The sequence below is a fragment of the Bradyrhizobium tropiciagri genome, assembly GCF_001189845.1.
Lineage (GTDB): Bacteria > Pseudomonadota > Alphaproteobacteria > Rhizobiales > Xanthobacteraceae > Bradyrhizobium > Bradyrhizobium tropiciagri.
On sequence record NZ_LFLZ01000040.1, the window covers coordinates 70,532 to 78,571 of the forward strand.

Below are 8,040 nucleotides of genomic sequence, written 5' to 3' on the forward strand. Positions count from 1 at the left end.
CTCCCTCAGGCGCGCCGGATCGTTGCGGAGGCCGCGACGTCGGCCGCCGCGTTGAGCTCCTTGTCGATCTGCTCGATCGACTTGCCCCGCGTCTCCAGCCCGAAGAACAGGTAGACGGCCCCCGCCATCAGGAACCAGCAGCCGAGATAGACGAAGGCGGTCGGGATCTGGGTCAGCGGCACGTCCGGTTTGAGGTAATTGTTCGAGCCGACGATCAGTGCGAGGCCGACCGGCCCGATGATCTTGCCGATGCCGCCGAAGCCGTAGGCCGACCCCATGCCCGTGGTGCGCAGGTGCGACGGCCAGACCTCCGCCGCATAGGGCCCCACGATGGCAAAGCCGCCGTCGGCGAAGAAGAAGGCGGCGCCGAGCAGCAGCCAGAACGCCGACATGCCGAACAGCGTCGCGTCGTAGTGATAGCCGGCAATGATGGTCAACGCGCCGGCGCCGAAGCCGAGCAGGCCGCCCGCCACGCGCCGTCCCAGCAACTCCGAGAAATAAGAGAACGAGATGCGGCCGACGAAGCCGGTGACGCTGAGCAGGATCATCATCTTGGCGGCCTCCTGCGGCGTGACCTTCAGCAGCAGGACGAACAGGGCGGGCGCCCATAGCGTGATGCCGTAGACACCGGTCTGCGCGCCGGCATTGCCGAGCCAGGAGACGATCAGGCTGCGCGGATATTTGAACAGGTCGAACCAGCTGGTGGTGACGATCGGGCCGGCGTCGGCCGCGCTCGGCAACGGGAGTTCCGATGGCGGCACCTGCAGGGCCCAGGCCAGCGACTTGCGGGCCTCGTCATAGCGTCCCTGCCGGCACAGCCAGCGCGGCGATTCCGGCACCCAGAGCCGGACCAGCAGCACCAGGACCGCCGGCAGCACGCCGATCGCAAACAACAGCCGCCACTGATCGGTGCCCATGATCGCACCCAGCACCGCGCCGAGGCCGACGCCGAGCGGGATCACGCAGGTGACGAGCCCGCCGACCCAGCCGCGCTTGTGCGAGGGCATGAACTCCTGCACCAGCGGCAGGTCGACGCAATACAGCCCGCCGACACCGGTGCCGACGAAGAAGCGCAGGATCGCGAGGTAAACCCAGCCATTGTCGGGCGTGAAATAGAGCAGGCCGGTCGCGATCGAGAAGTTCAGCACCGTACCGATGAAGACGATGCGGCGCCCGACCCGGTCGGCGAGCCAGCCCCAGAGATAGGCGCCGATGATGGCGCCGATGCCGGAACTCATCAGCACGGTCGCCGACTGGCCGAAGGTGAGTTTCCAAGGCCCGATCAGGAAGGCGAGCACAAAGCCGATCAGGAAGTAGTCGAAGAATTCCAGCGCATCGCCGATGATGGCCGCCGCAAGGATCTTGATCTGGTTGCCGGTCAGAGTCGTCCGGCGATCGAGAATCTCGAACATGGCGCGTCTCCCCATGGCGCCTGTTCTTTATTGCTCGGAGCGTGCGTCGCGCCAGCGCATCGTCCATCGGATCCTTGCGTCGCCGCGAACGGCAAGCCCGCGCCGACGCGGGGCTCATCTGCGCGAGGGCGATAAGCAATTCGGCTTACCGCTGCGCACAAATCGTGGTGCGAAAGCTTGATGTGAGCCGCGCCAGCCGTTGACTCCTGCAATGCCGATCGCCCACGTTCACGTGAAGCGAGTGGGGGAGGCAGGCCGGGTGGACGAAAAGCGCAGGCATCCGCGAACCGAGGTCAATGAACCCGGCTATGTCTCGTCGGGCGGTTCGGTCATGCATTGCACGATCGTGAACATATCGCCGGAAGGGGCAGCCATCGAGGTCGAGAATCCGGCCTTCGTCCCGCACCGATTCCGCCTGGTGATGGCCCGCGACGCCTCGGTTGTCCATGAGTGCCAGGTGATCTGGAGCAAGAAGACGCGGATTGGAGTGAGTTTCGTCAAACCGGCCTGAGTGCCGGCAATTTCGGTTGGGGCGCTCGTGATCGACCGTGCTACGGTGGGGTGGACTTCGTCGCTGGAACAGCAGGTGATACGCCGATGACTCCGGAACCTGCATCGATCTGCCTCGGTTGCTGGCAGAACCTCCATATGCCGATCCCCTTGCGCGGCCCGTTGTCGGCGCCGTTCCGCCTGTTCGGCATCAAGCCGAGTCGCATGAACCCGAACACCTGCACGATCTGCGAGATGGCGTTCTCGAAGGTCATGAAGCGCGCGCCGTGACCATCGATGCCACTGTGATGTTCGCCGACCTGCGGGGTTACACCACGCTGACCCAGACCATCGCGCAGGACGGGCTGACGTCGCTGCTGGACGCCTTCTACGACGACTGCGCCGCCGCGATCTGGCGCTATGATGGCCTGCTCAACAAGACGATCGGCGATGCGGTGTTTGCGATCTTCAATTTTCCGGTGAAGCGGGACGACCATGCTGCGCGGGCGTTGCAGGCGGCGCGTGACATTCAGAGCGGTTTTCGCGACCGGCACGACGCGCTGGTGCGCACGATCGGCGCCGGCGATGTCAAGATCGGCATTGGCATCGGGATCGACAGTGGCGACACCAATTTCGGTGAGTTCGGCAAGAACCATCGCGACCTGACGGCGGTCGGCACCGTGGTCAATCGCGCGGCACGCGCCCAAGCGATGGCGAAGTCCGGCGAGATCCTGGTCACATCAGCCGTGCGGGATCGAACCCGCGACATGATCACGGCGGCCGGTTCCGATTATACGCTCAAGGGCTTCGATCAGCCTGTTACGCTGTTTCCTGCGTGAATTGACGCGGCGCAACAAAACGACGGCTCCCGCGCGGAGCACCGCGCCGAAGCCGTCGGGGATGGTCGTTCGCCGATTACGAACGTCGCCTCAACGCGAGGCCGGCGGCTTCGTTCCGGGCGGGGCCAAGATTTTTCGTCAGCGCCACATGCCGCGCATCCGGGCGCCGATATCGATCGGCGGCGCGCGGCTGGCGGAGGAAGCCTGCGCGGCGGCGGCCCGTGGCCAGGTTGTCCGCTCGAACATCGGCAGCAGTCGTTCCGGGATAAAGCGGGTACGCGAGGCGTACATATGGCGGTCGCCCTTGGCGGCCTGGCCGTGGACGAAGAAGCGCTGTGGCACCATCAGATGCAGATCGTCCTTGGCGCGGGTCATGGCGACGTAGAGCAGGCGGCGCTCCTCCTCGAGCTCGGCCGAGGTGCCGGCGCGAGGTCGGAGGGCATGCAGCCGTCGACCACATTGAGCACGTAGACGGACTTCCACTCCTGTCCCTTGGCGGAATGGATGGTCGACAGGATCAGGTAATCCTCGTCGAGCAGCGGCACGCCGGCCTGGTCGCTGGTCGCGTCGGGCGGATCGAGCGTGAGCTCGGTGAGGAAACGTTCGCGCGACGGATAGCCGGCGGCAATCTGCTCGAGCTGGATGAGGTCGGCGCGGCGGACCTCGCTGTCCTCATGGATGCGATCGAGATGGGGCTCGTACCACAGGCGCGCGCGCTCGATGTCGACGGGCCATTCCGAGTAGCGCAGGTTCTCGATCGCCTCGACGAACAGCCGCCAGTCGGCGCCGGCGCGCGGCGGGGCCGGCAGCGCGGCGAGCGCGGCAATCGGATCGGCGGCTTCGGCCATGCAGTCGAGCACGCGCTGCGCCGAGGCCGGCCCGACGCCGGGCAACAGATGCAGGATGCGAAAGCCTGCGACCCGGTCGCGCGGATTGGCCGTGAAACGCAGCAGCGCCAGCATGTCCTTGACGTGCGCGGCATCGAGGAATTTGAGGCCGCCGAACTTCACGAACGGAATGTTGCGGCGGGTCAGCTCGACCTCGAGCGGTCCGCTGTGCGAGGAGGTGCGGAACAGCACCGCCTGGTGCTTCAACAGCGCGCCTTCCTCTCGGTTGGCAAGCACCTGCTCGACGATGTAGCGCGCCTGATCGGCCTCGTCGCGGATCGTGACCAGCTGCGGCTTGCGGGTCGAGGTCCGGTCGGTCCACAGGTTCTTGGTGAAGCGCTCCTTGGCGAGTGAGATCACGCCATTGGCGGCCGACAGGATCGGCTGGGTCGAGCGATAGTTGCGATCGAGCGTGACGATCTCGGCGGCCGGGCTGAACTGCGCCGGGAAGTCCAGGATGTTGCGCACGGTCGCGGCGCGGAACGAATAGATCGACTGCGCGTCGTCTCCGACCACGGTGAGCCCGCGTCCTGCCGGCTTGAGCGCGAGCAGGATGGAAGACTGCAGGCGGTTGGTGTCCTGATATTCGTCGACCATGACATGGTCGAAGCGGCCGCCGATCTCCTCGGCCAGCGCCGTATCGGTCACCATCTGCGCCCAGTAGAGCAGCAGGTCATCGTAATCGAGCACGTTCTGCCGCTGCTTGGCTTCGACGTAGGCCGCGAACAATTGCTTCAGCTCATTGGCCCAGCCGGAGCACCACGGGAAGAACTGGCCGAGCACGGCTTCGATCGGCATCTCCGCGTTCACGCAGCGCGAATAGATCGCAAGGCAGGTGCCCTTGGTCGGGAACCGGCTTTCGGTGCGGGAGAAGCCGAGGTCATGGCGGACCAAATTGATCAGATCGGCGGAGTCCTCACGGTCATGGATCGTGAAGGCCGGGTCGAGCGCGATGCGCTCGGCGAATTCGCGCAGCAGCCGCGCGCCGATGCCATGGAACGTGCCGGCCCAGTTCAGAGCATCGGTCATGATCGAGGCGGGGTCGCCGAGCACGCGCCGTGCGATGCGCTCGACGCGACCGGCCATCTCGGCGGCGGCGCGCCGCGAAAAGGTCATCAACAGGATGCGGCGCGGATCGGCGCCCGCGACGATCAGGTGCGCAACGCGATGGGCGAGCGTGTTGGTCTTGCCGGAGCCCGCGCCTGCGATCACCAGCAGCGGCGCGCCCACGATGCAATCCTTGCCGACGCCGTGCTCGACGGCGCGGCGCTGCTCGGAATTGAACGCATCGAGATAGGCTATGTTGGCAAGATCAGGCACGAATCACCCCCACGAAACGCTAACAGACAATGCGATTCAGTGGGGCAGGCGGACCTGCGCGGACGCAGAGAAATTAGATTGACATTAACGCGGCGCGGAGCACAACCCCGCCATGGGTGACGTTTCCAAATCCGATACGCCGCTGAAGGCGATATTCCAGGTGCGGCTGAACGGCGAGACGGTGACGCTCGCGACCGTCGGCCAGGCCTACCGCTTCATCAGCAATCTCAGCGCCGTCGAATGGATGGAGTTCCGCTCCCTGCATGACGATGCGCTGGTTGCGCTGGAGCGCGCGGCGGGGAACGCGATGCTGACGGTGCAAGCGACCAACGCGTTGCGGACTTTGTTCGTGCGCGCAAAATTGCTTTGAAAAGAAATGGGCCGCCTTGGCCCTCCGAGGCGGCCCGAGAGTGCGGCCGAAGTGCATTGCGCGCCCGGCCGTCGCGTGTACCGCCGTTACCTTGTTTGCGGCCATAACGACGACGGCCCTACGCAACCACCGCCGATTCGGCTGTAGCTGCTGCGCCACAATCAGGGGCCGACGTCGTCGACGAGACGGTCATATACAAGGGCAGAGCGCATGTTGATCGTTGCGATCCTCAGATAGCTGGGTTCGCGCATCGCGTTGTTGAACATCAAGATCGCCGTCTTCCAATAGCCGCGCTCGCGCTGGTCGGCGTTCAGCGCTGACAGATAGTCCGCGGCATCGCCAACCGTCGCGAGTGTTCGCCCGTCTTTCAGCGTGATCGGGAACGCGAGCGGCGACCGCTTCTCCAGCTCCAGCACGAAAGGCTTCCCCCCAAAAGGTCATGCAGCGGCAAAGCAGCCATAACAGAACAGACCTAGCTGCGCCGCTCTATCAAACCCTTAAGGGAGTTGTCCGGCTCGGCCGGCTTGGGTGTTAGAGCTTGGGTGTTAGAACTTGGGGGTTAGAAGGAGTCCGCCAGCGCAATCTCCGCCCGGAGGGCGTCGATGCGCCGTTCGGCTTCCTCCGACGTCAGGTCGCGCGCGTACTGGTTCGGCTGATAGGCCTCCTCGGCCAGGCTCCTCAACCGCAGCGCCTGGGCGCGCGACATCAGCCCGCCAAGCCGGTCGGCAACCCCGCCAAATTTCACCGCTGCCATGCTCATGGTCCACCTCGCTTGCCGGATCGTGACTTGACAATATGTTCTATTTTTGTTCTAACAAGCCATGGACAACAAGATCAATGAAATTCGTCGTAGGATCAGCACTTTGCGGGCTGAGATGACCTTGATCGAGGCGTCGATCCGGGATCAGGTCAACCGCGACCTGGATTGCAGCGAAGCGTCCTACCGGCTGATGGCAATGCGCGCGGAGGTCACCGAGCTGATCGGCCGATGGAAGGCGGCTGGTGGCGGCGAGCGTCTCCCGACTGTTCGCGAGCGGCTGAGCCGAAGCTATGCGGATCACCCGATTGCAATGGCCAAGGCGGACAAGACCAAGGCGGACAAGGCCAAGCCCAAACCGGGCCACGGCAACGCCAGGGCGTAATCCGGCCGCTCGGCTGAATCAGGGCCGACGCGCCGCCTTGAGCCTAAATCGGGTTTCCAGGCCGGAACCTGTGCCGCAGGATCGGCATTTTCATGTGGTGAGAGCCGACACCATAGCATCGCCCAGCGCCATGATCACCGATCCGACCGCGCCACCGCGGGCATCGATGAATGACGATCGCAGCCCGCTGCTGACGCTGATCTCCTGCATCAGCTGCGTCAGGACGATGCGGCTCGAGAGCAGCTCTCCGGGCAGCGAGGGCAGGGACATTCTTCAGTACCGCTGCGAGCAATGCAGCCGCATCGAACGGGTGCAATTGGTGCGGCGAACTTGGCCGGCAGATCGCTAGCAACGTTTCGCGAAAAAGTTTCATTCGTCATTGGAACTTTTGGTTCCATTCACCATTAAGCCACTCGGTTTGCGTCACAAATCGTGGTTTTGGCGTTTTCCCGCTTGAATAGATCCAAGGCAGTCATTCTTATGGTCACACTGGCTTTTCCGAGTCCCCGGATTCGTAGCCAGCGCGTAGGGGAAATTCCATGACCGATCTCGGTTCGCCGCCTCGTCCCCGTGCTGATACACGCCGCGCCCAATCATCGAATGGAAGTCTCGATTCCTCGCACGATCTGCTGCAGTCACTGCAAGCGATGCGCGGCGGCGACTTCTCGGTGCGGATGCGTGGCGATTATCTCGGTATCGACGGCAAGATCGCGGACGCATTCAACGAAATCGCCGCCGCCAACGAACGCATGGCGCAGCAATTGGCGCGCGTCGGGCAGGTCGTCGGCCGCGAGGGACAGACTCGCCAGCGCGTCAATTTCGGCCTCGCCAGCGGCGCCTGGGCCGACATGGAGAGTTCGGTCAACACGCTGATCGACGATCTGCTGTGGCCAACTCGAGAAGTCACCCGCGCGGTCGCAGCGGTCGCGCAGGGCGACCTGCTGCAGACCGTGCAGCTCGACGTCGAGGGCAGGCCGCTGCGCGGTGAATTCCTGCAGTCGGCGAACATCGTCAACACGATGATCAAACAGCTCTCGGTGTTTACCTCGGAAGTGACGCGCGTGGCCCGCGAAGTCGGCACCGAAGGCAAGCTCGGTGGCCAGGCCCAGGTGCCCGAAGTGACCGGCGTCTGGAAGGACCTGACCGAGAGCGTCAACTCGATGGCCAACAATCTGACCGGCCAGGTCCGCAACATCGCCGAGGTGACGATCGCGGTCGCCAACGGCGACTTGTCGAAGAAGATCACGGTCGACGTGCGCGGCGAGATCCTGCAGCTGAAGGAGGCCATCAACACGATGGTCGATCAGTTGCGTTCATTCGCCTCGGAAGTGACGCGCGTGGCGCGCGAGGTCGGTACCGACGGCAAGCTCGGCGGCCAGGCGATCGTGCGCGGCGTTGCCGGCACCTGGAAGGACCTTACCGACTCCGTGAACGCGATGTGCGGCAACCTGACCGCCCAGGTCCGCAACATCGCCAATGTGACAACGGCCGTGGCGCGCGGCGACCTGTCGCGCAAGATCACGGTCGACGTCAGCGGCGAAATCCTCGAGCTGAAGGATACCATCAACACGATGGTGGACC

10 protein-coding genes and 1 pseudogene are annotated in these 8,040 nt (G+C 64.4%); 6 read left to right on the plus strand and 5 right to left on the minus strand.

Going from position 1 to position 8,040, the window contains the following annotated elements; all coding sequences use genetic code 11:
- Positions 1 to 5: 5 nt before the first annotated feature.
- On the minus strand, positions 6 to 1,412 hold the full coding sequence (locus AKN84_RS27540) for an MFS transporter (RefSeq protein ID WP_050423691.1): 1,407 nt from the start codon (positions 1,410 to 1,412) through the stop codon (positions 6 to 8).
- Positions 1,413 to 1,623: 211 nt separating this feature from the next.
- Between AKN84_RS27540 and AKN84_RS27545 the strand changes: the two genes are divergently transcribed.
- From AKN84_RS27545 to AKN84_RS27550, 3 genes are all read left to right on the plus strand, one after another.
- Positions 1,624 to 1,923, plus strand: a complete 300-nt coding sequence (locus tag AKN84_RS27545) for a PilZ domain-containing protein (RefSeq protein WP_244485504.1) — start codon at positions 1,624 to 1,626, stop codon at positions 1,921 to 1,923.
- An 86-nt stretch (positions 1,924 to 2,009) separates the two neighbouring features.
- The gene (locus AKN84_RS49345) at positions 2,010 to 2,192 is read left to right on the plus strand and encodes an adenylate/guanylate cyclase (RefSeq protein ID WP_244485505.1); all 183 of its coding nucleotides are present in this window, start codon (positions 2,010 to 2,012) and stop codon (positions 2,190 to 2,192) included.
- Positions 2,189 to 2,740 (plus strand): adenylate/guanylate cyclase domain-containing protein, encoded by a 552-nt coding sequence (locus AKN84_RS27550; RefSeq protein ID WP_244485506.1) that lies wholly within the window; start codon positions 2,189 to 2,191, stop codon positions 2,738 to 2,740. Before AKN84_RS49345 ends, AKN84_RS27550 begins: the two co-directional genes overlap by 4 nt.
- A gap of 138 nt (positions 2,741 to 2,878) precedes the next feature.
- Here the strand turns inward: AKN84_RS27550 and AKN84_RS27555 are convergent.
- Positions 2,879 to 4,947, minus strand: a pseudogene (locus AKN84_RS27555) (ATP-dependent helicase).
- Positions 4,948 to 5,059: 112 nt separating this feature from the next.
- Here AKN84_RS27555 and AKN84_RS27560 point away from each other — a divergent pair.
- A complete protein-coding gene (locus tag AKN84_RS27560) occupies positions 5,060 to 5,317 on the plus strand; it encodes a hypothetical protein (protein WP_050423692.1) in 258 nt (85 codons plus the stop codon).
- Between the two features lie 161 nt (positions 5,318 to 5,478).
- On the opposite strand, the gene AKN84_RS27565 is transcribed toward AKN84_RS27560, so the two are convergent.
- Both AKN84_RS27565 and AKN84_RS27570 read right to left on the minus strand, forming a co-directional pair.
- Positions 5,479 to 5,733 (minus strand): hypothetical protein, encoded by a 255-nt coding sequence (locus tag AKN84_RS27565; protein ID WP_050423693.1) that lies wholly within the window; start codon positions 5,731 to 5,733, stop codon positions 5,479 to 5,481.
- A 143-nt stretch (positions 5,734 to 5,876) separates the two neighbouring features.
- Positions 5,877 to 6,077, minus strand: a complete 201-nt coding sequence (locus AKN84_RS27570) for a DUF3072 domain-containing protein (protein WP_050423694.1) — start codon at positions 6,075 to 6,077, stop codon at positions 5,877 to 5,879.
- Positions 6,078 to 6,192: 115 nt separating this feature from the next.
- Here AKN84_RS27570 and AKN84_RS27575 point away from each other — a divergent pair, with 115 nt between their 5' ends.
- Entirely contained in the window at positions 6,193 to 6,459 is a 267-nt protein-coding gene (locus tag AKN84_RS27575) for a hypothetical protein (RefSeq protein WP_050423695.1), read from the plus strand.
- 90 nt (positions 6,460 to 6,549) lie between these two features.
- Here AKN84_RS27575 and AKN84_RS47485 read toward each other — a convergent pair whose 3' ends face one another.
- Complete coding sequence (locus tag AKN84_RS47485) at positions 6,550 to 6,729, minus strand: hypothetical protein (protein WP_050423696.1); 180 nt, start codon at positions 6,727 to 6,729, stop codon at positions 6,550 to 6,552.
- A gap of 269 nt (positions 6,730 to 6,998) precedes the next feature.
- Between AKN84_RS47485 and AKN84_RS27585 the strand changes: the two genes are divergently transcribed.
- Positions 6,999 to 8,040 (plus strand): HAMP domain-containing protein (locus AKN84_RS27585; RefSeq protein WP_430649936.1); only part of this gene is annotated, 1,042 nt, incomplete at its 3' end.

Coding starts and splice junctions, on each gene's coding strand:
- AKN84_RS27540 (WP_050423691.1), bottom strand. CDS start 1,412: ATGTTCGAGATTCTCGATCGCCGGACGACTCTGACCGGCAACCAGATC.
- AKN84_RS27545 (WP_244485504.1), top strand. CDS start 1,624: ATGCCGATCGCCCACGTTCACGTGAAGCGAGTGGGGGAGGCAGGCCGG.
- AKN84_RS49345 (WP_244485505.1), top strand. CDS start 2,010: ATGACTCCGGAACCTGCATCGATCTGCCTCGGTTGCTGGCAGAACCTC.
- AKN84_RS27560 (WP_050423692.1), top strand. CDS start 5,060: ATGGGTGACGTTTCCAAATCCGATACGCCGCTGAAGGCGATATTCCAG.
- AKN84_RS27570 (WP_050423694.1), bottom strand. CDS start 6,077: ATGAGCATGGCAGCGGTGAAATTTGGCGGGGTTGCCGACCGGCTTGGC.
- AKN84_RS27575 (WP_050423695.1), top strand. CDS start 6,193: ATGACCTTGATCGAGGCGTCGATCCGGGATCAGGTCAACCGCGACCTG.
- AKN84_RS47485 (WP_050423696.1), bottom strand. CDS start 6,729: ATGTCCCTGCCCTCGCTGCCCGGAGAGCTGCTCTCGAGCCGCATCGTC.